Origin of the sequence: Ancylobacter sp. SL191 (assembly GCF_026625645.1) — a bacterium.
In the GTDB taxonomy this organism is placed as follows: domain Bacteria; phylum Pseudomonadota; class Alphaproteobacteria; order Rhizobiales; family Xanthobacteraceae; genus Ancylobacter.
The window spans coordinates 1319411-1341198 of record NZ_CP113056.1 but is presented as its reverse complement, the minus strand read 5'-3'; the positions used below and the strand labels follow the sequence as shown (position 1 = coordinate 1341198).

Genomic DNA, 21788 nt, shown 5'->3' with positions numbered 1-21788 from the left:
TCAAGTAGGGACTCATGAAGATCGACGGATTGGCCGAGATGTGGGGTCTGCTGACCCGGGAGAGGCAGCGCCAGATGCTGGGGCTCCTCGCCCTGCAAATCACGTCCAGCGCGCTCGAATTCGTCGCGGTCGGCGCTGTGCCCGCTTATGTGCTGCTGATGAGCCGCTCGACCGAGGTGATGGCGATGCCGCGCGTGCGCGCCTGGCTCGACTGGATCGGCATTCATGACGTGACGACGCTGCTCTATGTCAGCGGCGCGATCGTCATCGGGCTGTTTCTGGTGCGCGGCGCCTTCAATCTCGTCCTGCTGCGCGTGCAGGCACGCTTCATGGCCGCTGTCGGCGGGGAGACGGCGCTGCGCCTGTTCACCGCCTATCTGCACGCGCCCTACATGTTCCATTTGAGCCAGAACACCGCACACTTCACCCATCTGGTCATGGGCGAATCGGCCCGGATGGTGGCTAACTACATGCAGCCGCTGCTGAATTCAGCGCAGGCGGTGTTCATCCTGGCCTCACTGACCCTCCTGGTCGTCATCTCCGACCCCACCATGGCCCTGATCCTCGGCGTGACGGCGGGGGGCGGCTGCTTTCTGTTCGTCCGCGCGCATCGCGACCGGCTGCACCGGGTCGGCACGGAGTTCAGCGACCGCAACCGCCGGCTGACGCAGACGCTCAACGAAGGCCTGGGCTCCTTCAAGCACACGCGCCTGCGCGGTCTGGAAGGCGATATTCGCCGCGAATTCTCCCACCATGCCGACCGGCGCGAGGCGGCCCAGCGCACCATTCGCTTCAATCAGGGCCTGTCCAAGCCGGTTTTCGAGACGGTGGGCCTTACCGCCCTCATCCTGCTCGTCTTCATCATGCTGCTGCAGGGGCGCTCACCGGACCTCGTGGTGCCGACCCTCGCCATGCTGGGCGCTGTCGCCGTGCGCATGTTGCCGACACTGAACCAGCTCGCCGCCCAGCTCGGGACCATGCGGTCCAACCTGTCGGCCGTGAACAATCTGGTCAAGGAGTACAAGACCCTCGGCATCGCGCCGGGCATGCCGCTCCCCACCGACACCGCCGCCCATGAGCCGATGAGCATGGGCGACATCGTCTTCAAGGACGTTACCTTCCGCTATGAGGGGCAGGAGCGGGCGGCGCTGCAGGATCTGAACCTCACCATTCCCGCCGGCAGCTCCGTCGCCTTTGTGGGCCCCACCGGATCGGGCAAGACCACCGCCGTCGACGTGATGCTGGGCTTTCTGGAGTACAGCGCCGGCGACATCTCCGTGGGCGGGCGCTCCATCCGTGAGAATCTGCCGGGCTGGCAGCGTCTCATCGGCTACATCCCGCAGGTCATCTATCTCACCGACGCCTCGATCCGGCGCAACGTCGCGCTCGGCGTTCCCGAAGGCGAGATCGACGACGACGCGGTCTGGCGCGCGCTGGAGGCGGCGCAGCTCGCCGATTATGTCCGTGGCCTGCCCGAAGGGCTCCAGACCAATGTCGGCGAGCGCGGCGTGCGCCTTTCCGGTGGCCAGCGCCAGCGCATCGGCATCGCCCGCGCGCTGTATTACACGCCGCAGGTGCTCGTTCTCGACGAGGCGACCGCCGCGCTCGACAATGCGACGGAGACCCGCCTCATGGCGGCGATCGAGCATGCCAAGAGCGACCGCACCCTCATCATGATCGCCCACCGCCTGTCGACGGTGCGCAATTGCGACCGCATCTTCTTCATCAAGGCCGGTCGCGTACTGGCCTCCGGCACCTTTGACGAGTTGCTGGCGACCTGCCCCGAGTTCCGCGAACTGGCCAATATCGACGCGTCGTCCGGTGCCCCGCAGGAGGCGGTCTCCGCGTTCGTCGCCTAGGCGGCGCCATCCTGTCGCCGACCTCCTCTCCCTTCCGCAGGAAGATCCCGCAACGTCATGAGCCAGGCCCCCGCCGCCTCTCCCGCGCCGCGCCCCTCCCAGGGCAAGGTGCCGCCCAGCAAAGCGCGGCGCCTCGCCATTGCGCTGCGTCCGGCCTGGGATGGGCCGAACCCTTTTACCGGCATGTTCGCGGACGCCATCGCCGCCCATGGCCACGCGGTCAGGGGTTTTGCCGGCGGCTTCTGGCAATATCCCCGCGACGCCGACATCATCGTGCTGCATTGGCCCGACGAGTTCTTCGTCGCGCGCTCGCTCAAGACCAATATTCGCGCGCTGCTGTTTCTGGCCATCAAGACCGCTCTCGCCGCGCTTCGCGGCCAGAAGCTCGTCTGGGTGGTTCACAACATCGAGCCGCATGAGAAGAACCACCGGCCATTTCCCCTCGCCCGGCGCTGGCTGTTCCGCGCGGTGGACGGGCTGATCTTCCTGTCGGAGACCTCCCGCGAATTGCTGTACCGGCGCTGGCCGGAACTGCGCGGCAAGGCCTATGCGGTGATCACGCACGGCCACTACAAGGGGCAGGCGCTCGCCCCGCAGGTTCCCCTGCCCGCGCTCGATGAGGGGCCCGTCAAGCTCGCCTATATCGGCCAGCTCCGCCGCTACAAGGCAGCGGACACGCTCATCGAAGTGGTGGGATCGCTGCCGGCGGAAACGGTGCGGCTGGACATTGGCGGCAGTTGCAACAGCGCCGACTTCGCCGAGCATCTCACGGCGCTGGTCGGCGACAGGACGCATGTCCGGCTTTCCATCGGCCGGCTGTCGGATGCCGACATGGAGCAGCGCGTGGATGCCGCGCACGCGGTCGCCCTGCCCTATCGCGACATTCTCAACAGCGGCGCCGCGCTTTACGCCCTGTCGCGCGCGCGCCCGGTTCTGGCGCCGCGGCTCGGCAGTCTGGTGGAGCTGCAGGCGCAGGTCGGCGCCGCGTGGCTTTATCTCTATGAGGGCGAGCTGACCGCCGAGGTCGTGACCGACTTCACCCGCTGGCTCCGCGCGACCCCGCGCGGGACCGAGCCCGATCTGTCGGCGCATGAGTGGGACGAAATCGGCCGACGGCTCGACGCGTTCTTCCGCCACCTCGCCGGCGCGCCCACCTCCTCCCTCACGCAGTGACATCACCAACGGGCCTCATGCCATGAGCGAATTGCCTTTCGTCAGCGTCATCGTTCCCGTCTGGAACGGCGAAAAGCTCATCGTCAAATGCCTGCGCGCGCTGGAGGCCCAGACCTACCCGAAGGATCGCTACGAGGTGATCGTGGTCGACAACGGGTCGACCGACGGCACGGTGGCCGCCATCCAGTCCTTCCCCTGGGCCCGCCTGCTGGTCGAGCCGGTGGCGAGCTCCTACCGCGCGCGAAACACCGGCATCGCGGTCGCCAGGGGCGAGTGGATCGCCTTCACCGATGCCGACTGCGTGCCCGCGCCGCGCTGGATCGAGGCGGCCGTGGAGGCGACGCGCGACAATCCCGGCCACGGCATCTATGGCGGGCCGATCGAGCTGTTCGTGCCGGAAGGCGGCGGCGCGCCGGAGTGCATCCAGCACGAGCTGCTTTTCGCCTTCAACCAGACCCTGTTCATGAGCCAGGGGCATTTCGTGACGGCGAACCTCATGTGCCCGCGCGGCGTGCTGGCCGAGGTCGACAATTTCAACGCCCAGCTCAAGTCCGGTGGCGACCGCGACTTCTGCCGGCGCGTGCGCGAAGCCGGCTATACGCTGGCCTTCGTCACCGACATGGTGATCGGCCATCCGGTGCGCGCAACTTTCGACGATATCGCCCGCAAGCGCCGGCGCATCGTCGGCGGCGGCTGGATGAAGCAGCCGGTGCCGCTGACCGCGCCGCAGCTCCTGCTGCGCGAGAGCCGGCGCTGCGCCGGCGAGACCCGTCACATGCTGCGTACCAAAGGCATCCCGCCGCTGCTGCGGCTGCGCATCGTCGCCCTCATTACCCGGCTCTGGTTCAGCGCGGTGGGCGAGATCGCGCGGTTGCGGCTCGGCGGCACGCCGACCCGCGACTGAAGACCGTCCGCGCGAGCATCTTTTTCTCACGCGGGCCGGAGTCCTTGTCGCTGGAAAAGCGCTAACCGCTCACTCCGCCGCCATTGGCTGGCCGCTGGCGAGCCAGCGGTCGAGGAAGGCGTCGAGCCAGAGCCGGATGCGGCCGTCATGCTGGAGGCGGTCGACGAAATGGGCGCGCGGCGGGCGGGCGCCGGGCAGATGGAAGCTGTCGGCCGCGGTCACCGTCCAGCGGCACATCATGTGGTGCGTCACTTCCGGGTGGAACTGGATGCCGAGCGCCGCCGGGCCGTAGCGGAAGGCCTGGTTGGGGAAGGCCTCGCCTTCCGCCAGCAATTCCGCCCCCGCCGGCAGGGCAAAGCCCTCATTGTGCCAGTGATAGACATGCTCGGGCCAGGCGATCTCGGCCACTCCGCCCTCGCCCACTCCGCCCTCGGCCAGCAGCGCGGCGCCGGCCTGCGTCGCGCGGATCGGGTAATAGCCGATCTCCACCAGCCCTTCCGGGTGGCGGGCCACCGGCGCGCCGAGGTGGCGGGCGAGCATCTGCGCGCCGAGGCATATGCCGAGATAGGGCTTGCCCTCGGCGAGCGGCACGCCGATCCAGTCGATCTCCGAGCGGACATAGGCGTGGCAGTCATTAGCGCTTTGCGGCCCGCCGAAGATGATGGCGCCGCTATGCTCGGCCAGCGTCGCCGGCAGCGTCTCGCCGAGGCAGGGGCGACGAATATCCAGCCGGTAGCCACGCTCGGTCAGCAGGCGTCCGATTCGTCCGGGTGAGGAATGCTCCTGATGGAGCACGATCAGCACGGGATGCGGCATGGTCTCCAGGCGCCGGGCGGGCGTCGCTTGGTTCGGGGTGCACGGAGCGCGGGCGTTGCCGACCGCGACTCAACAGGTCACAGGCAAGGATGGCGCCAGTTGGGCACCGGCATCAAGCCGCCCGTATCGTGCTCAACTCTCCGCGTCGAAGCTGGCGCGAACCTGTTTGCGGATCTGCACGCGGTCGCGCGAGGCGACGTTCAGCAGCTCGGCGGCGCGCCAGACCAGATTGTCCTCGAACTCGGTGAGCCCGCCATCGGCATAGGCCACCTCGAACATCATGGCGACGACGCGCTTGCGGCCCTCATCATCCATGGCGCGGTTGAGCACGCTGGTGAAGGCGTAAAGGTCGACCGCCTCGGCATCGCGGGCGATGGCCGCCTCCAGCAGGCGCTCGGCCTCCGCCGCGTCGAGCTTGAAATGCGCCCCGAGAATGCCGCGCAGCTTGGCCAGCTCCTCAGTGCCGATCACCCCGTCAATGGTGACGACATGCACCAGCAGCGCGGCGGCGGCGAGCCGGTAATCATTCTCGGCAAAGGCCGCCTCGCGCGTGCCGCCGGCGATCTCGGCGATGAAATCGGTCAGGCTGCGCAGCATGCTGGCGGGCTCTCGTCGAGGGGCGCGGGGAATGGCAGGGCCGCCCCGCCTCGCGGCGGCCGGCCTTACCGGGATGAATCTAGGTGATTGTGCGTAGCCGAATCACCGCCCCCGCGCAACGGGCGGCACCACGCTCAACGGGGGCGTTGGCAGGGCCGCGCGCACCGTCATGGCCGGGCTTGGCCCGGCCATCCACGACTCCCTGCCGTCGCACGCGGCCAAAGACGTGGATCCCCGGGCCAAGCCCGGGGATGACGGCGTGAGGGATGGACAGGGATGACGGTGTGATGGGTGGGTGGGTCCGGCGAAAGCACTCTGACGGGTGAGCCAGCCCTCAGGGTCACCGGACGCGCTAACAAAAAAAGCCGGCGGGGTCGAGGAACCCGCCGGGGAGAGGTAGAGCGGTGGCGCGGCCGGTTGCTTCCGGCCGGCGCCGATGGGTGATCGCCTATTCCAGATAGTCGGCGAAACGCGCGACATGGTCGGCAAGGCCGAGCGCGTGGTTGCGCACCAGCACCTCGGCAAGGTCGGTGTCGCGGGCCTCCAGCGCCTGGATGATGGCGAGGTGGTCCTGGATCGAGCGGTCGGCCCGATCCTCCTCGCCGATCGTCTTGCGGCGGATCATGCGCATATGGGTGAACAGGTTCTCGGCGAGATTCACCAGGATGCCATTGCCGCCCATGGCGATGATGGTCTGGTGGAACTGGATGTTCACCTCGGAATACTCGTCGAGCTTGGCGTGCGGGGCGCCATTGGGATCGTCGAATGAGGCGAACATTTCCCGCAGCCGGCCGATCTCGTCATCGGTGGCGTGCTGGGTGATGAGCCGGGCGGCAAGGCTTTCCAGCGCCGCCCAGACCTGGATCATCTCGATGACCTCGCGCTTGGTCTTGCGCACCACATAGATGCCGCGGCGCGGCACCGAGTGGACGAAGCCCTCGCGCTCCAGCTGCGCCATCGCCTCGCGCACCGGGGTACGGCTGACCCCGAGGCTCTGGGCGAGCTGGCGCTCGTCGAGCCGCACTTCCTGGGTCTGGTCGTAGATGTTGAGCGAGACGATGACTTCCTTGAGCGCGGTATAGGCGCGGTTCTTGAAAGTGGACGTGTCCTCCAGCGGCGCTACGGAGAGCTTCGCAGCCCCGCCATTCACCCGGCGAATGGTGCTTTCGATGCTCATCATGCAGCGTCCGTCCCGGAGTCCGTGACCGACCGGGCGCCGGCCGGACGGAGATGATGAAGCCTGGTTTTGGCACAGAACATTGGCGTTGCCTCCCGAACCCCCCGATACCTCGGTCCGCCAGCGCGCCTCCATCGAGCTTCTATGGCTCGTCTGCGGGGCGGGTTCCTGCGGCGGCCGTGTGTTGCCCGATCTCCCTCTCCGGGGGCGAGGGATTCGGCGGAAGAGCGATTTGCCCCGCTCTTCGCCTGGGCGCCGGACGTACCTGACGCTGCGTCAGCTTCCGTTCGGCCCAAAAGCCCGCCGCGCGGTGAGCGCGGCGGGCCTTGTCATTGTCGCCCTCAGGCCGGCTGGGCGGACGTGCCGCGCAGCTTGCCGAACAGGTGGCCGAGGATCGGCCAGATGCCGGCGAGGACACCGAGGCCCATGATCGAGGCCACGAGGCCGTTCGACCAGAACACCGAGATCGAACCGCCCGAGCCAAGCAGGGACTGGCGGAAGGATTCTTCGGCGGCGTCGCCGAGGACGATCGCGAGCACCAGCGGCGCCAGCGGGTAGTTGGTCTTCTTCAGCAGGTAGCCGAGGACACCGAAGACCATCATCATCAGCACGTCGAACACGTTGTTGTTCACCGTGTAGGCACCGATGGCGCAGACCACCAGGATCACCGGGGCGATGATCGAGAAGGGGATGCGCAGGATCGAGGCGAACAGCGGCACCGTGGTCAGCACGAGGATGAGGCCGACAATGTTGCCGAGATACATGGAGGCGATGAGGCCCCACACGAACTCGGCCTGCTCGACGAACAGCATCGGACCGGGCTGCAGACCCCAGATCAGCAGGCCGCCGAGCAGAACCGCGGCGGTCGGCGAACCGGGGACGCCCAGCGCCAGCATGGGCAGCATGGCGGCCGTGCCGGCGGCGTGGGCGGCGGTCTCGGGGGCGATGACGCCCTCGATCTCGCCATTGCCGAAGTTCTTGCCGTTCTTCGACACACGCTTGGCGATGCCATAGGCCATGAAGGAGGCCGGGGTGGCGCCGGCCGGGGTGATACCCATCCAGCAGCCGATGATGATGGAGCGCAGCGAGGTCATCCAGTAACGCGGCAGCGTCAGCCAGGTCTTCCACACCACCTTGGGGTCGATCTTCGCCGACTTGCCGCGGAATTCGAGGCCCTCTTCCATGGTCAGCAGGATCTCGCCGATGCCGAAGAGACCGATGACCGCGATGAGGAAGTCGAAACCGTTGAGCAGTTCGGTGACGCCGAAGGTCAGGCGGAGCTGACCGGTGACCATGTCGAGGCCGACCGCCGCGAGGGCAAAGCCGATCATCATGGACACGATGGTCTTGGCCGGCGGCTCCTTGCTCATGCCCACGAAGGAGGCAAAGGCGAGGAAGTAGACCGCGAACTTCTCGGCTGGACCAAATTGCAGGGCGAACTGGGCGACCAGCGGCGCGATGAGGGTGATCATCACCACCGCGAAGAAGGCGCCGATGAAGGACGAGGTGAAGGCCGCGGTAAGCGCTTCACCGGCTCGTCCTGATCGGGCCATTGGATGCCCGTCAAAGGTTGTCGCCACCGACCAGGGTTCACCGGGGATGTTGAACAGCACCGAGGTGATGGCGCCGCCGAACAGGGCGCCCCAGTAAATACAGGTCAGCAGGATAATCGCCGAGGTCGGCGACATGGAGAAGGTGAGCGGCAGCAGGATGGCAACGCCATTGGCGCCGCCAAGTCCCGGCAGCACGCCGATGATGACGCCGAGCAGGATGCCGATGGCCATCAGGAGGATGTTGAACGGGTCGGATGCGATACCGAACCCGTGGTAGAGATAGGTGAAATTCTCAAGCATGGGCGTTTCCCTGGCAGGCGGCTCGCGGTGCCCGCCTTATCTGTCGGTGGTCACAGTCCGAGCATCGCCTCGATCGGCCCCTTGGGGAGCGGAATCATGAACCAGCGCTCGAGCGTCATGTAGAAGAAGACCGGCACGCAGACCGCCACGGTGAGCGACAGCGGCAGCTTGTATTTGCCGATCCACATCATGAAGCCGAGGATCAGCGCGACAGAGGGGATGTAGATGCCGAGGAACGGCACGAGCCCGACATAGATGCAGGCCGGGATGAGCACCCGGAGCACCTGGCCGAGCTGGCTCCATTCCGCGAAGAGCGGCTCGGAGCTCTCGCGCATGCCATGCACGAGGTTGATCAGGCTGCACCCGCAGATGATCAGCCCGACATAGAACGGAAAGAACCCGGCTTGCGGGCCGTCCGAACTCCAGCCGACCCCGACCAGGTAGCTGCCATAGATAACGATGAGGCCGAAGAGCAGGGTCAGCAGTGCGGTGCCGATTTCGACGGTGCGCTGCTTAGGGCCTCCCCCGCCCGCCCCATGGTGAGCCTGTTCCATAGATTGTCTCCGAAAAATCCGCGCAAAGGAGTGTCCGGCGAGGGCGACCCGCCGGAGGCACGTTGGACGTCAGCTTGCTCTAACGTTCGTTCTTGCTGTTTCCCGGCGCCCGGGACAGGTGCGGCCGGAACGGTGCCGGCGGCAGTGCCGCTGTCCGCAGCGGCGCTCGGTCGAAAACGTCAACGGGCTCCCCGTGGGAAGCCCGGCTCCAACCGGGCCGGCAAAGCCGGCCCGGGGAGCGAGGTCGTTCAGTTCCCGGCGATGAAGCCGGCTTCCTGCATCAGGGTCTTGTGCTTGGCTTCAGCCTGATCGAGCCAGGTTTTGAACTCCGCGCCGGCCATGAAGGTCGGGTTGAAGGCGCCGTCCTTCATGAGCTGCTGCCACTCGGGGGTCTCGCGGACCTTCTTGAACAGGTCGATGAAGTAGGCGACCTGCTCGTCGGTCACGCCCGGGGGCATGAAGATGCCGCGCAGCATGAGATATTCGACGTTGAGGCCCGCCGAGATGCAGGTCGGGATCGAGGACCAGGACTGGTCGCCGAGGATCTTGTCGGTGTAGGGCAGGGTCTTGGAATCGAACACGCAGAGCGGACGCAGCTTGTCGCCGCGCCACTGCGAGACGGCCTCGATCGGGTTGTTCACGCTCGAATTGATGTGACCGCCGACCAGCTGCACCGCGACCTCGCCACCGCCCTTATAGGGGATGTAGGTCATCTTCTTGCCGAGCGCCTTCTCGATGGCGACGGTGATGATCTGGTCTTCCTGCTTGGAACCGGTGCCGCCCATCTTGAAGGTGCCGTCCGGCGCCGCCTTGATAGCCGCCTCATATTCCTGCGCGGTCTTGTAGGGCTCCTGGGCGTTCACCCACAGGACGAACTCGTCCAGCGCCAGCATGGCGACGGGGGTGAGATCCTTCCAGTTGAAGGGAATGCCGGTCGCCAGCGGGGTGGTGAACAGGTTCGACAGCGAGATGACGATCTTGTGCGGGTTGCCCTTGTTGCTCTTGACGTCGAGGAAGCCCTCGCCGCCGGCGCCGCCCGACTTGTTGATGACGACGAGCTGCGTCGACATCAGATTGTGCTTGGCAATGATGCCCTGGAGCGTGCGCGCCATCTGGTCGGCGCCACCACCCGTACCGGCCGGCACGATGAACTCAACCGGCTTGGTCGGCGCCCAGGCGGCCGAGGCCGGCAGCATGGAGAGCGCCGTCATGCCGAGGGCGGTAATGGCGCCCAGACCAAGAGCATGGAAATGTTTCATTTGGCGTTTCCTTCCCAAAAGGATTCTGGCGTTCAACCGATCTTTGGTCGGTCTTGTTTTTGCGTTCCGCTTCGCGATACCGGAGCGGATCCGTCATAGCCGGCAGGCCGATTGCTTCGTCTCTCCGCCGGATACTCCGTGTAATAAGTTGTACCAAGATTAGAACAAAGCCAAGAGCTAATTCTAAAGTTCAATGGTGCGGCGCAAGGTCAGTTTGTATTACGTATTATAGGAATTTTGTATGTGGCATACAGACTTTGGCATACTTAATATTGCATAATGTGCGTAGGCATACCTTATTAAGTAAGCCGTTGAGCTATCTCGTTATTCCCTCGCGCCGCGCGCCGCATCCCCGCGCCGCGCCGCTTTACGCCACCTCGGCGCACACCCAGCGCCCCAGCGCCAACTCCGGTGCAGCGGCTCACGCGAATACTTGCCGGCGGTCTTTGCCGCCCGAATTCGCCCGCTCAAATCCCTTTTTTGCGCCATAATGCTGCAATGCAGCGTCGAAAGGCTCGACGGCCGCGCGCAAGGCTGTGATCATCGCCCCGTCGCGGGAGGCGGCTAGACCGGCTCCGTGCTACCGGGAGGACGTTCCGGCACGGACTCGTTTTTGCTAGGCAGAGCCCGGCGCAGGAACGTGAGGCCGGGCGCCACCGCAATGACGCCGGAATGGTGGAGCTAGGCTTGCCGCCGGCGTTACCCGTGCCGTGTCCGCGGCGGGCCCGACGGCCTGCCGAGCCCTGAGGAGAGTTCGTCCATGACCAGCCGCCTGATTCCGGTTCCGCCCTTCGTGCTGACGGTGTTCGGAGCCACCGGCGACCTCTCCCGGCGCAAATTGATCCCCGCTTTGTTCCACCGCGACGCGGACGGCCAGATTCCCGACGAGGCCCTCATCATCGGCGTGTCGCGCCGGGCGATGAGCGATGCCGAGTTCCGCGCCTTCGCCCATCAGGCGCTGACCGATCACATCCCCGCCGCGGAGCTGAAGGAGCCGGAGCTCGAGCGCTTCCTCGGCCGCCTCTCCTATGTCGCGGCCGATGCCGATGCCGAGCCCGGCTGGTCGGAACTCGCCACCCGCGTCGCGAACGCCGGCGATATGATCCCGGTCTATTACCTCGCCACCGCGCCGCATCTGTTCGGGCCGATCTGCGAGCGGCTCGGCAAATATGGCCTGGCCGAGAAGGGCCGCGTCGTCATCGAGAAGCCGATCGGCAAGGATCTGAGCTCGGCCGTGGCGCTGAACGAGCAGGTCGGCCGCATCTTCCCGGAAGAGCGCGTCTACCGCATCGACCATTATCTGGGGAAGGAGACGGTGCAGAACCTGATGGCGCTGCGCTTCGCCAACGCCCTGTTCGAGCCGCTGTGGAACAACGCCCATATCGACCATGTGCAGATCACGGTGGCCGAGGCGCTCGGCGTCGAGGAGCGGGCCGGCTATTACGACACCGCCGGCGCCATGCGCGACATGGTGCAGAACCACATGCTCCAGCTGCTCTGCCTCGTGGCGATGGAGCCGCCGGCCTCGCTCGACGCCGACGCGGTGCGCGACGAGAAGCTGAAGGTGCTGCGCGCGCTCAAGCCCATCGCCGACCACAATATGGCCCAGCTCACCGTGCGCGGGCAGTACCGCGCCGGCGCCTCGGCCGGCGGTGCCGTGCCCGGCTATCTGGAGGAACTCGGCTCCTCCCGCAGCGAGACCGAGACCTTCGTGGCCGTGAAGGCCGAGCTGGAGAACTGGCGCTGGGCCGGCGTGCCCTTCTATCTGCGCACTGGCAAGCGCCTCGCCTCGCGCGTTTCCGAGATCGTCATCGGCTTCCGCCATGTGCCGCATTCGGTGTTCGGCGATGCGGTCGGCGCCATCGAGCCCAACCGCCTCGTCATCCGCCTGCAGCCGGATGAAGGTGTGAAGCTGTGGCTGATGATCAAGGATCCCGGCCCGGGCGGCATCCGCCTCACCCATGTGCCGCTCGACATGAGCTTTGCCAAGGCGTTCAAGGTGCGCAACCCGGACGCCTATGAGCGGCTGATTCTCGACGTGGTGCGCGGCAACCAGACCCTGTTCATGCGCCGCGACGAAGTCGAGGCGGCCTGGAAATGGGTCGACCCGATCCTGCAGGCCTGGCGCGGCGCCAAGGAGCCGCCCCGGCCCTACACGGCGGGCACCTGGGGCCCGTCGGCTTCCATCGCCCTCATCGAGCGCGATGGCCGGACGTGGCTGGAAGACGGCGCCTGACCGGCGCCTGCGGGCTGGAAGACGGCGCCTGACCGGCGCCTTCGGGCTGGAAGACGGCGCCTGATCGGCGCCCGTGGTTAAAAGGACGGCGCAAGAGCGCGCCGGCCCCGCGTGACGCGCTCGTGTAGCGCGCGGATTGCGGGGCAAGGCTAGACTCGCGGGCGGCGCCGGGCCGCAGCGAGGCTGGCGACAGGCAGACCCGCCGGCACCAGCCGGCGGCACAGTGAGGGAGCGTGAGCGTGCCGAATTTCCAGGAGTTTGCCGACAGCGCGGCAGTGGCGCATGCGCTGGCCGATTATGTGGCGGCGGCCTTGGGCGCGCGCGTGCAGCGCGACGGGCTGGCGAGCCTTGCCGTCTCCGGCGGGCGCACCCCCACCCGCTTCTTCGACGCGCTCTCCACCCGCGACCTGCCCTGGGACAAGATCCTCATCACCCTCGTCGATGAGCGCTGGGTGCGCGAGACCTCGGAGCGCTCCAATGCCCGGCTGGTCCGCCAGCACCTCCTGACCAACAAGGCCGCCGGGGCCCGCTTCGTGGCGCTCGCCAATGACGCGCCGACGCCCGAGGATGGGCTGTTCGCCGTCAATGAGGCGCTGGAAGACCTGCCCTGGCCGCTCGCGGCCGCCGTGCTCGGCATGGGCGACGATGGCCACACCGCCTCCTTCTTTCCGGGCGGCGACCATCTTGAGGAAGCCATCGACCCCGATGGCGCGCTCGGCCTCCTGCCGATGCATGCCCCCGCCGCCGGCGAGCCGCGCATCACCCTGACCCTGCCCGTGCTGCTCGCCGCCGACGCGCTGGCGCTGCATATCGAAGGCGCGGCCAAACGCCCGGTGCTGGACGCCGCGCTGGGCGATGGCCCCGCCACCGACATGCCGATCCGCGCCGTGCTGCGCGCGCGCCCGGCGCTCGACATCTTCTGGTGCCCGTGAGCCTTCACGCCCACCCCATCTGAGCGACGACGCGGCCGGCGTCCTTTCCGGCCGTTGACCACCTGAAGGAGAGCCGCATGGCAACCGCCATCCCGTCCAGCGTGAACGCCCGTATCGGCGAGGTCACGGAGCGCATCGTCAAGCGCTCGCATGACGCCCGCACGCGCTATCTGGAGCGGATCGCCGCCGCCGCCGAGCGCGGCCCGAGCCGCGCCAAGCTCGGCTGCGCCAACCAGGCGCATGGCTTCGCCGCCTGCGGCCCTTCCGACAAGGCGATGCTGCGCGCCGGCGCCGGCGCCAACCTCGCCATCGTCACCGCCTATAACGACATGCTCTCCGCCCACCAGCCCTATGAGAACTACCCGGAGCTGATTCGCGCCGCCGCGCGCGCCGCCGGCGGCGTGGCGCAGGTCGCGGGCGGCGTGCCCGCCATGTGCGACGGCATCACCCAGGGCGAGGCCGGCATGGAGCTCTCGCTGTTCTCGCGCGACGTCATCGCGCTGGCCACGGCGGTAGCCCTCTCGCACCAGACCTTCGACGCGGCGGTGTTCCTCGGCATCTGCGACAAGATCGTGCCGGGCCTCGTCATCGGCGCGCTGTCCTTCGGCCATCTGCCGGCGGTGTTCATCCCGGCCGGGCCGATGACCTCAGGCCTGCCCAATGACGAGAAGGCGAAGATCCGCCAGCTTTTCGCGGAAGGAAAGGTCGGCCGCGAAGCGCTGCTGGAGGCCGAGAGCCAGTCCTATCACGGGCCGGGCACCTGCACCTTCTACGGCACCGCCAACACCAACCAGATGATGATGGAGATCATGGGCCTGCATCTGCCCGGCGCCTCCTTCGTCAACCCGAACACCCCGCTGCGCGAGGCGCTGACCACCGCCGCCGCCGAGCGCGCCATGGCGATCACCGCGCTGGGCAATGACTACACGCCGGTCGGCCGGATGCTCGACGAGAAGGCCTTCGTCAACGGCATTGTCGGCCTGCACGCCACTGGCGGCTCGACCAACCACACGCTGCACATCGTCGCCATGGCGGCAGCGGCCGGCATAAGGCTGACCTGGGACGATTTCTCGGACCTCGCGGATGTGACCCCCCTGCTCTGCCGCGTCTACCCGAACGGCAAGGCCGACGTGAACCATTTCCACGCCGCCGGCGGCATGGCCTTCGTCATCCGCTCGCTGCTCGGCGAGGGGCTGCTGCACCGGGATGTCGAGACCGTCTGGGGCGGCGATCTCGGCGTCTACACGCAGGAGCCGGTGCTCGCCGAGGACGGCACGCTCGCCTGGCGCGACGGCACGTCGGCCAGCGGCGACGAGGCGGTGCTGCGGGGCGCGGACGCGCCCTTCCAGGCGACCGGCGGCCTCAAGCTGCTGGCGGGCGATCTCGGCAAGGCGGTGATCAAGACCTCCGCCATCGCCCCCGAGCGCCACATCATCGAGGCGCCGGCCCGCGTGTTCCACAGCCAGGAGGAGCTTCAGGCGGCGTTCAAGGCGGGCACGCTCACCGGCGATTTCGTCGCCGTGGTGCGCTATCAGGGCCCGAAGGCCAATGGCATGCCCGAGCTGCACAAGCTGATGCCGCCGCTCGGCGTGCTGCAGGATCGCGGGCACAAGGTCGCGTTGGTGACGGATGGCCGCCTGTCGGGCGCCTCCGGCAAGGTGCCGGCCGCCATCCATGTCACGCCGGAAGCCGCCGATGGCGGGCCGATCGCCCGCATCAAGAACGGCGACATCGTCCGCGTCGACGCGGTCGCCGGCACGCTCACCGTGCTGATCGACGCCGAGACCTGGGCCGAGCGGGCGCCGGTCCCGGCGGACCTTTCCGCCGCGCATGTCGGCGTCGGGCGCGAGCTGTTCACCGCCTTCCGCGCCGCCGTGGGCACGGCGGACACGGGCGCGAGCATCTTCGCGGTCTGACGTTCGAGAGGCCCGCCTAGAAAGCCGGGCCGATCTTGCCGAGCGGCAGCATGCCGAGCGAGATCCGCCCGTCGCGGAAGGTGAAGGGGAAGGTGCTGGCCGGCGCGCCGTCAAGCGTGCCGGGCATGCCGACCACCGCCAGCGCCGGGGCGAGGTTCACCATGAAGGCGGGCATCAGCCCGGCGGCGGAGAGCGCCGACATCAGCGCCGGCGCGTTCGCCATGGTGAGGTTGATCGTGCCGCTCGGGCGGCGCTCAGGGTCGAGGCCGATCTCGCCGGTGGCGTTCATCGCCCCGCCGCCGCCGCTGAGCCGGGCCTCGAGCAGCTTCACCCGCCCGCCCGCCGCCTGCCAGGCCTGAAGCCGCGCGGCCGGGGCGAGCACGGCGCGCCACTCCGGCACCTGCGTCGCCGTCATCTCCAGCGCCCCGTCGATCGGCGCGGCGCCGCCGGCGGCGGTCGTCACCCCCGTCGCGCCCTTTACCCCGGCGGCGATATCGAGCGTCGCGGCATCGGAGCCCGGCGTGTGGCGGACATGGAACTCGGCATGGCGCGCGCCGAAGAACACGGTGCCGCCCTGCGTCAGCGCGTAATCATCGGCGGCGACGGACAGCCGATCGAGATCATTGCCGCGCCCGACGCCGCTCACCTGCAGCAGCGACCAGGTGGCGGTGATCTCGCCGGCCTGCGGGCTGCTGATGACACCGGGCCCGTCGAATTCGGCGATGATGTGCCGGGGGTTCCACACCTGCGCCACCGCATGGGCGCGCGTCGCCTTGGCCGAGCCGCCGGCCGGGCCGGTGAAGGTCACGGTCGGCTCGGTGCAGATCAGCTCGAAGCGGAAGGGGAAGCCGCCGAACTGCCGGTCGGCGCAGCTCCAGCTGCGTCCCCTCTCCGCCTCGGCGGCCATCCAGCGGTCGATTTCCTGCACCGCGCGGCCGGAGGCGTAGAACCAGGCGGCGGTCCAGCCGGCGCCACCGATGACGATGAACGCCAGCAGACCGATCAGGAACCAGGGTTTCCGGCGCGCGGCGGGCGGCGGGGCGTAAGCCGGGGCGCCCGAGACCGGGGCTTCTTGCTGGCTCATGAGGAACTCCTGTGAAACGGCGCGGCACGTTCTTCCGCCGGTGCGGCGGCGATATGGCGGGCGCCGGGCCCGCGAGGCGGGCGGCGGCGCGGTTCTTTCTACGTCGGAAGCGCGATTGTCCAAAGCTCCGCGCGCTCCCTGCCTTAACGCCCGGCCTGCGGCGCCCTAGTCTCGCAGCGCCACCGCGCCGATTCCCCTCTCCTTCCGGGTGCCCCGATGAGTGCCGTCCCTCCCCCCGCCGAGCTCTGGGTCTTCGGCTATGGCTCGCTGATGTGGAATCCGGGCTTCGACTATGAGGAGCGCGTCGCGGCTAAGCTCATTGGCGCGCACCGCTCCTTCTGCGTGAAATCGGTGCATTGGCGCGGCACGCCGGAAAAGCCCGGCCTCGTGCTCGGCCTCGACCAGGGCGGCGCCTGCATCGGCATCGCCTTCCGCATCGCGCCAGAGCGGGCGCAGGCGACGCTGGATTATCTGCGCGAGCGCGAGCAGGTCACGAACATCTACCGCGAAGCGGTGCGCCGGGTCTGGCTGAAGGATGGCAGCGCGCGCGCGGTCGCCGCCGTGACCTTCCTGGTCGACCGGGGCCACAGCCAATATGCCGGCAAGCTCTCGCGCGAGGAGCGGCTGCATCTGATCCGCCAGGGCCATGGCGTGGGCGGCCCGAACGTCGATTATGTCACCGCCACCGCGAGCCATCTGGCGGAACTCGGCATCCACGATGCCGAACTGCGCTGGCTGGTGGAGCGGCTCTAGGCCCGCCCTGTCAGCGTGGCGCGTCAGCTTAGCGCGTCAGCTTGGCGCGAGGGCGCCACTGTCGGTCTCCGGCAGGATGCGCAGATGGATCTCCTGCGCGCCCATGGCGTAGCAGGCCGCGCGCGCCCGTGCGCCGGCCGGCCCGCTCCACAGCGCGACGCGCCGCCCGCCCTCGGTGCGGACCGCCATGGCGACCGCGTCCGGGTAGTCGGGCGCCTCGTCGACGCCATAGACCGAATAGACCTGCCGCCGGCCGTCGGGCCCGCGCCAGAGACGGAAACGGCGCGCCAGCAGCGCGTCCGCGGCGCTCAGCGGGCCATCATCTTTCAGCGAATCGCTCGACGTCACAGGGTGTGTCAGCATGAGAACAAATCTAGAACATCCATTGGCATCGTCAACAGGTCTCGCAGCGTGAATCCGCGAGCGTGCCAGAATGTTCCCGCGGGCTGTTCCGGGAATGTCCCCGCCAGCGCGCCGGGCTTACGGCGCCGGGCTCAGGGCGCCGGGCTGGTGATGCCCTCGCCGACCTTGGCAGTGACGGCGGGCCAGGGGCCGATGCCGACATAGGCGGCGACGAACTTCACATATTCCACGAAGAGCAGCCGCGCGCTCGCCAGCGCCCCGCGCCAGCCCGTGTCGCGCGGCAGGCGCGCCACCACCGGATAGGGCAGCAGCGCGATGTCCGGCATGGCGCGCGACAGCTCCACCAGCGCGCGCGGCATGTGCCAGGCCGAGGTCACCACAATCAGCGAGCGGAAGTCGTGGGCGCGCGCCCAGACGGCGGTCTCGATGGCGTTGCCGCGCGTGTTGAGCGCCGAGCGGCCAAGCTCGACGCAGCATTCCAGCTGCTCCTGCGTCGCCGGCACGGTGCGGCTGATCTCGGGCAGCGTCGTGTCGGGATGCACGCCGGTGATGAGCAGGCGCTTGCCGCGCCGCTCGGTCAGCAGCACCGTCGCCGCGGTGATGCGGTCGGCCCCGCCGGTCAGCACCACGATGCCGTCGGCGGCGGGTGCCTGCGGCGTCGCCTCGCGTTCCAGCGCGAAGAGAAAGGCAGCGAAGCCGGCCAGCACCAGCACGGCCCCGGCCGCGCCGAACAGCAAGCCGGCGCGCAGGACACGCAGCAGCGCGCTGGGGCGCGGCGGGCGCGGGTCAGAAGCGGAAGAGGGCAAAGCGCGGCGCGTCACGGTCGTCAGCCTAGAGCAATTCCCGCAAAAGTGCGTAGCGGTTTTGCGGGAGGAATTGCGTAAAATCAGAGAGCTAGAGCTCTTCTGGCGAACGGGCTTTCTCGGGAAAAGCCCTAGCTGATCCGGCGCAGGGTGCGATAGACCGTGATGCGCGAGGTGATCGCCGTCACCAGCGCCACCAGCACCGACACGCCGAGAATGCCGCCATAGCCGCGCATGTCGAGCCCGACCGCGCCGATCAGCGTATCGGCCCGGCTGGTCAGCCCGAGCCAGCCCGGCAGCGTCGCGCCCAGGAAGAACAGCGCCATCGCCGCTCCACCACCGATCATGCCGCCCTTGAGCCCGACCCAGAGGAAATGGTGCTGGAAGGCGGCGGCGATGAAATTGTCGCGGGCGCCGACGAAATGCAGCACCTCGACGATCGCCCGCGCCGCATCCACCGCCGCGCGGGTGGCGAACACCACGGAGAGCACCGTGGCGGCCCCGACCAGCGCCAGCACGGCAAGGCCGATCAGCACCACCAGGCGGGCCGTGGCGATCAGCCGGTCGGACCATTGCCGGTGATCGTCGAAGGTCGCCGAGGGCACCTGCGCGGCGAGCCCGGCGCGCAGGGCGAGCAGGGTCTGCGGCCCGGCCTCCGGCCCGAGCTTGACGATGACGAGGCGCGGCACTGGGAGGCTGCTGAGATCAAGCCCCGAGCCGAGCCAGGGCTCCAGCAGCGCGGCGGTCTCGGCGTCGCCCAGTGCCCGCGCATCGGCCACGCCCTCCGTGCCCTTCGCCACCATCACCGCCGCGTCGAGCGCCGCCTTGATGTCGAGCCCGTCGCCCGGCTTGATCTGGATGGTGGTCTCGCGGGCGATCTGCGACGTCCAGTCCGCCGCCACGGTGCGCACCGCCGCGACGCTGCCAATGGTGAGGCCGGCGAGAAAGGTCATGATGGCGACCACCGCGACCAGCGCGCTGCCGGTGATGGTGGCGCCGGGCACGATGGAATGCGGCTGGCCCCGCCCGGGGCGCGGGTCGTGATGGGCGTCCGTGCCCTCCTCCGTCGCGGCGGTGCGGCCGCGCAGGCGCGAGAACAGGGCGAAGGGGTGGCGGGTGCGCGTCTCAGTCATAAACCGTCAGCCGCCCCTGGTTGATGACGAGGCGGCGGGCATCGAACTGGTCCATCAGCCCGATATCATGGGTGGCGATCAGCACCGACGTGCCGGTCTTGTGCAGTTCGAGAAACAGCCGCATGAGACGACGCGCCAGGCCGGGATCGACATTGCCGGTCGGCTCGTCGGCCAGCAGGATCTCCGGGCGGCTGATGAGGGCGCGGGCGATCGCGGCGCGCTGCTTCTCGCCGCCGGAGAGCACAGGCGGCAGCACATGCATGCGCTCGCCGAGCCCCACCCAGTTCAGCAGCTCGCGCACCTCGGCCCGGTAGCTCGCCTCTTCCTTCTCCTGCACGCGCAGCGGCAGGGCGACATTCTCATAGGTCGTGAGATGGTCGAGCAAGCGGAAGTCCTGGAACACGATGCCGATGCGCTGGCGCAGCGCCGCGGTTTCATCGGGCCCGAGTTTGGCCGCATCGCGGCCGAAGATGTTGATGAGGCCGCGCGTCGGGCGCAACGACAGGAACAGCAGGCGCAGCAGCGTCGTCTTGCCGGCGCCCGAGGGGCCGGTGAGAAACTGGAACGAGTGCGGCGGTATGCCGAAGGTGACGTCCCGCAGCACTTCCGGCCCCATGCCGTAGCGCAGGCCGACATTTTCGAATCGGACCAAGTTCTTCCCTCGACGAGCTCTTGCCGACGCTCCGCCCGGGGCGGATGATTCTGGTGCGCAGCACTCCTAGCACAGAGCGCGCGGCCATGGGCGCACCCCGGCGCCCAAAGGCGTGGCGCGGTATCTAAATGCCGGCGCCGATCGGCGCCAACTGGACGGCGCGCGTGCATGCGTCCATGGTGGCGGCCGAGCAAAGGGACGGCCCAGAAGGGCCGCCACGCATGAGGACACGCATGACCGAGCCGACCGAGACCCGCGCCGCGGGCGCCCCCAGCGAGCCCCACGGCGACACCCCCGAGAAGCCGGCGCCGCACATCGAGGTGCTCTATGACGCCGGCACCATCGCCGCGCGCAACCGCGAGCTGGTGGACGAGATCGTCGGGCAAAAGCCGGAAAAGCTCGTCGTCATCGCCGTGCTCAAGGGCAGCTTCGTCTTCGCCGCCGACCTCATCCGCGCCATGCATGAGGCGGGGCTGGCGCCGGAGGTCGAGTTCATCACCCTGTCGAGCTACCGCGACGCGCGGGTCTCCTCCGGCCATGTCACCGTGCTCCGGGACATTGAGACCGAGGTGCGCGGGCGCGACGTGCTGCTGGTGGACGATATCCTCGAATCCGGCCGCACCCTCGCCTTCGCCAAGGATCTGCTGGCGGCGCGCGGCGCCAACCGGGTGATGGTCTGCGTGCTGCTGGAAAAGCCGCACAAGCGCGCGGTGCAGATCGACGCCGATTTCGTCGGGTTCAAATGCCCGGATTATTTCGTCGTCGGCTACGGCATGGACGTCTCGCACGCCTACCGGCAGCTCCCCTTCATCGGCTACATCCCCGACGCCGAGGGCTGACGGGCGGGAGATTTGAAGACGCGCGAGCGAGGGCCCGCGTGGTCCCCGAAGCGGACAGACGCCACATCCCCCCGGATGGGACAAGCACCACGTCTCTGGTTGCCCTGCTTCCGACGTTACCGCTCACACACCGTCATGGCCGTCCCCGGACGTGATCCGGGGATCAGCCCGGCCCTCCACGGCTTCCCTGCGTGGCGCGGGGGGGAAGTCGTGGATCCCCGGGCCAAGCCCGGGGATGACGTCCCGACATCAGCCACAGTTCAACGCCGAGCGCGAAGGGAGGCGGACGGCGCGCCCCCCGTGAGAGGACAGGTGCCACGTCGCTGCTGGCCCTGCTGCAGACGTTGACCGCTAACACACCGTCATGGCCGGGCTTGACCCGGCCATCCACGTCTTCGTGCGTGGCGCGGGGGCGGGCGGGGCCCGCAGGAGACAGGCAGCACGTCGCTGGTAGTCTTGCTGCCGATTTTACCGCTCACATACCGTCATGGCCGGGCTTAACCCAGCCATCCACGTCTTCCCTGCATGGCGCGGGGGGCAGGGCCCGAAGGGGACAGACGCAACGTCGCTGCTGCTCCTACTTCCGACGTTACCGCTCACACACCGTCATGGCCGGGCTTGACCCGGCCATCCACGCCTTCGTGCGTGGCAGGGACGGTCGGGGGAAGTCGTGGATCCCCGGGCCAAGCTCGGGGACGACGTCCCCTCATCAGCCGCAGTCCGACGCGGAGGGCTGAAGGGGCGGCGTAGGGCTGGCGCGGACCTGTCGGGTTTGTCGACCGGCCCCCTTCCCTCCCCGTATCGGGCGAGGCGGAGCGTCTGGGGCGATCCGCACGGATCGGCCACGCGTCTCGGCCTCTTCGGCCTGACTGTTCACCTCACTGC

General features: G+C 68.4%; 19 protein-coding genes. 8 read left to right on the top strand and 11 right to left on the bottom strand.

Going from position 1 to position 21788, the window contains the following annotated elements; genetic code table 11:
* Positions 1–14 precede the first annotated feature (14 nt).
* The 3 genes from OU996_RS06165 to OU996_RS06155 are packed head-to-tail and all read left to right on the top strand — an operon-like array spanning position 15 to position 3936.
* Positions 15–1859: an ABC transporter ATP-binding protein gene (locus OU996_RS06165; protein WP_267584755.1), complete on the top strand. Its 1845-nt coding sequence runs from the start codon at positions 15–17 to the stop codon at positions 1857–1859.
* A gap of 57 nt (positions 1860–1916) precedes the next feature.
* Positions 1917–3032, top strand: a complete 1116-nt coding sequence (locus OU996_RS06160) for a hypothetical protein (RefSeq protein ID WP_267584754.1) — start codon at positions 1917–1919, stop codon at positions 3030–3032.
* A 22-nt stretch (positions 3033–3054) separates the two neighbouring features.
* On the top strand, positions 3055–3936 hold the full coding sequence (locus OU996_RS06155) for a glycosyltransferase (RefSeq protein ID WP_267584753.1): 882 nt from the start codon (positions 3055–3057) through the stop codon (positions 3934–3936).
* 69 nt (positions 3937–4005) lie between these two features.
* Here OU996_RS06155 and OU996_RS06150 read toward each other — a convergent pair whose 3' ends face one another.
* The 6 genes from OU996_RS06150 to OU996_RS06125 form a co-directional block, all read right to left on the bottom strand.
* Positions 4006–4752 carry a glutamine amidotransferase gene (locus tag OU996_RS06150; RefSeq protein ID WP_267584752.1) on the bottom strand — a complete coding sequence of 249 codons (747 nt, stop codon included), beginning with the start codon at positions 4750–4752 and terminating at the stop codon, positions 4006–4008.
* A gap of 132 nt (positions 4753–4884) precedes the next feature.
* The gene (locus OU996_RS06145) at positions 4885–5349 is read right to left on the bottom strand and encodes a TerB family tellurite resistance protein (protein WP_267584751.1); all 465 of its coding nucleotides are present in this window, start codon (positions 5347–5349) and stop codon (positions 4885–4887) included.
* Positions 5350–5797: 448 nt separating this feature from the next.
* Positions 5798–6529 carry a GntR family transcriptional regulator gene (locus OU996_RS06140; RefSeq protein WP_267584750.1) on the bottom strand — a complete coding sequence of 244 codons (732 nt, stop codon included), beginning with the start codon at positions 6527–6529 and terminating at the stop codon, positions 5798–5800.
* 338 nt (positions 6530–6867) lie between these two features.
* Complete coding sequence (locus OU996_RS06135) at positions 6868–8379, bottom strand: tripartite tricarboxylate transporter permease (RefSeq protein ID WP_267584749.1); 1512 nt, start codon at positions 8377–8379, stop codon at positions 6868–6870.
* Between the two features lie 50 nt (positions 8380–8429).
* On the bottom strand, positions 8430–8933 hold the full coding sequence (locus OU996_RS06130; protein ID WP_267584748.1) for a tripartite tricarboxylate transporter TctB family protein: 504 nt from the start codon (positions 8931–8933) through the stop codon (positions 8430–8432).
* Between the two features lie 248 nt (positions 8934–9181).
* Entirely contained in the window at positions 9182–10192 is a 1011-nt protein-coding gene (locus OU996_RS06125) for a Bug family tripartite tricarboxylate transporter substrate binding protein (protein ID WP_267584747.1), read from the bottom strand.
* Between the two features lie 760 nt (positions 10193–10952).
* On the opposite strand from OU996_RS06125, the gene zwf reads away from it, so the two are divergent.
* From zwf to edd, 3 genes are all read left to right on the top strand, one after another.
* On the top strand, positions 10953–12428 hold the full coding sequence (zwf, locus tag OU996_RS06120; protein WP_267584746.1) for a glucose-6-phosphate dehydrogenase: 1476 nt from the start codon (positions 10953–10955) through the stop codon (positions 12426–12428).
* 239 nt (positions 12429–12667) lie between these two features.
* Positions 12668–13360, top strand: a complete 693-nt coding sequence (pgl, locus tag OU996_RS06115) for a 6-phosphogluconolactonase (RefSeq protein WP_267584745.1) — start codon at positions 12668–12670, stop codon at positions 13358–13360.
* 77 nt (positions 13361–13437) lie between these two features.
* Positions 13438–15276 (top strand): phosphogluconate dehydratase, encoded by a 1839-nt coding sequence (edd, locus tag OU996_RS06110; RefSeq protein ID WP_267584744.1) that lies wholly within the window; start codon positions 13438–13440, stop codon positions 15274–15276.
* A gap of 16 nt (positions 15277–15292) precedes the next feature.
* Here edd and OU996_RS06105 read toward each other — a convergent pair whose 3' ends face one another.
* Positions 15293–16360 (bottom strand): DUF2125 domain-containing protein, encoded by a 1068-nt coding sequence (locus OU996_RS06105; RefSeq protein ID WP_267584743.1) that lies wholly within the window; start codon positions 16358–16360, stop codon positions 15293–15295.
* A 216-nt stretch (positions 16361–16576) separates the two neighbouring features.
* On the opposite strand from OU996_RS06105, the gene OU996_RS06100 reads away from it, so the two are divergent.
* Positions 16577–17113, top strand: coding sequence for a gamma-glutamylcyclotransferase (locus OU996_RS06100; protein WP_267584742.1), 537 nt, complete (start codon positions 16577–16579; stop codon positions 17111–17113).
* 36 nt (positions 17114–17149) lie between these two features.
* Here OU996_RS06100 and OU996_RS06095 read toward each other — a convergent pair whose 3' ends face one another.
* The 4 genes from OU996_RS06095 to ftsE form a co-directional block, all read right to left on the bottom strand.
* Positions 17150–17476, bottom strand: coding sequence for a hypothetical protein (locus tag OU996_RS06095; protein ID WP_267584741.1), 327 nt, complete (start codon positions 17474–17476; stop codon positions 17150–17152).
* 131 nt (positions 17477–17607) lie between these two features.
* Complete coding sequence (locus tag OU996_RS06090) at positions 17608–18297, bottom strand: YdcF family protein (protein ID WP_267584740.1); 690 nt, start codon at positions 18295–18297, stop codon at positions 17608–17610.
* Positions 18298–18410: 113 nt separating this feature from the next.
* On the bottom strand, positions 18411–19412 hold the full coding sequence (locus tag OU996_RS06085) for a cell division protein FtsX (RefSeq protein ID WP_267584739.1): 1002 nt from the start codon (positions 19410–19412) through the stop codon (positions 18411–18413).
* Positions 19405–20064: a cell division ATP-binding protein FtsE gene (gene ftsE / locus OU996_RS06080; RefSeq protein WP_267584738.1), complete on the bottom strand. Its 660-nt coding sequence runs from the start codon at positions 20062–20064 to the stop codon at positions 19405–19407. Before ftsE ends, OU996_RS06085 begins: the two co-directional genes overlap by 8 nt.
* Positions 20065–20297: 233 nt before the next feature.
* Between ftsE and hpt the strand changes: the two genes are divergently transcribed.
* Positions 20298–20903: a hypoxanthine phosphoribosyltransferase gene (gene hpt / locus OU996_RS06075; protein ID WP_267584737.1), complete on the top strand. Its 606-nt coding sequence runs from the start codon at positions 20298–20300 to the stop codon at positions 20901–20903.
* Positions 20904–21788: the final 885 nt, after the last annotated feature.

What these genes read in the sequence shown, in the direction of transcription:
- OU996_RS06150 (WP_267584752.1), bottom strand. Translation starts at nt 4,752, where the DNA reads ATGCCGCATCCCGTGCTGATCGTGCTCCATCAGGAGCATTCCTCACCC.
- OU996_RS06125 (WP_267584747.1), bottom strand. Translation starts at nt 10,192, where the DNA reads ATGAAACATTTCCATGCTCTTGGTCTGGGCGCCATTACCGCCCTCGGC.
- OU996_RS06130 (WP_267584748.1), bottom strand. Translation starts at nt 8,933, where the DNA reads ATGGAACAGGCTCACCATGGGGCGGGCGGGGGAGGCCCTAAGCAGCGC.
- OU996_RS06085 (WP_267584739.1), bottom strand. Translation starts at nt 19,412, where the DNA reads ATGACTGAGACGCGCACCCGCCACCCCTTCGCCCTGTTCTCGCGCCTG.
- hpt (WP_267584737.1), top strand. Translation starts at nt 20,298, where the DNA reads ATGACCGAGCCGACCGAGACCCGCGCCGCGGGCGCCCCCAGCGAGCCC.
- OU996_RS06095 (WP_267584741.1), bottom strand. Translation starts at nt 17,476, where the DNA reads ATGCTGACACACCCTGTGACGTCGAGCGATTCGCTGAAAGATGATGGC.
- zwf (WP_267584746.1), top strand. Translation starts at nt 10,953, where the DNA reads ATGACCAGCCGCCTGATTCCGGTTCCGCCCTTCGTGCTGACGGTGTTC.
- edd (WP_267584744.1), top strand. Translation starts at nt 13,438, where the DNA reads ATGGCAACCGCCATCCCGTCCAGCGTGAACGCCCGTATCGGCGAGGTC.
- OU996_RS06105 (WP_267584743.1), bottom strand. Translation starts at nt 16,360, where the DNA reads ATGAGCCAGCAAGAAGCCCCGGTCTCGGGCGCCCCGGCTTACGCCCCG.
- OU996_RS06145 (WP_267584751.1), bottom strand. Translation starts at nt 5,349, where the DNA reads ATGCTGCGCAGCCTGACCGATTTCATCGCCGAGATCGCCGGCGGCACG.
- OU996_RS06135 (WP_267584749.1), bottom strand. Translation starts at nt 8,379, where the DNA reads ATGCTTGAGAATTTCACCTATCTCTACCACGGGTTCGGTATCGCATCC.
- OU996_RS06165 (WP_267584755.1), top strand. Translation starts at nt 15, where the DNA reads ATGAAGATCGACGGATTGGCCGAGATGTGGGGTCTGCTGACCCGGGAG.
- OU996_RS06100 (WP_267584742.1), top strand. Translation starts at nt 16,577, where the DNA reads ATGAGTGCCGTCCCTCCCCCCGCCGAGCTCTGGGTCTTCGGCTATGGC.
- OU996_RS06160 (WP_267584754.1), top strand. Translation starts at nt 1,917, where the DNA reads ATGAGCCAGGCCCCCGCCGCCTCTCCCGCGCCGCGCCCCTCCCAGGGC.
- OU996_RS06140 (WP_267584750.1), bottom strand. Translation starts at nt 6,529, where the DNA reads ATGATGAGCATCGAAAGCACCATTCGCCGGGTGAATGGCGGGGCTGCG.
- OU996_RS06155 (WP_267584753.1), top strand. Translation starts at nt 3,055, where the DNA reads ATGAGCGAATTGCCTTTCGTCAGCGTCATCGTTCCCGTCTGGAACGGC.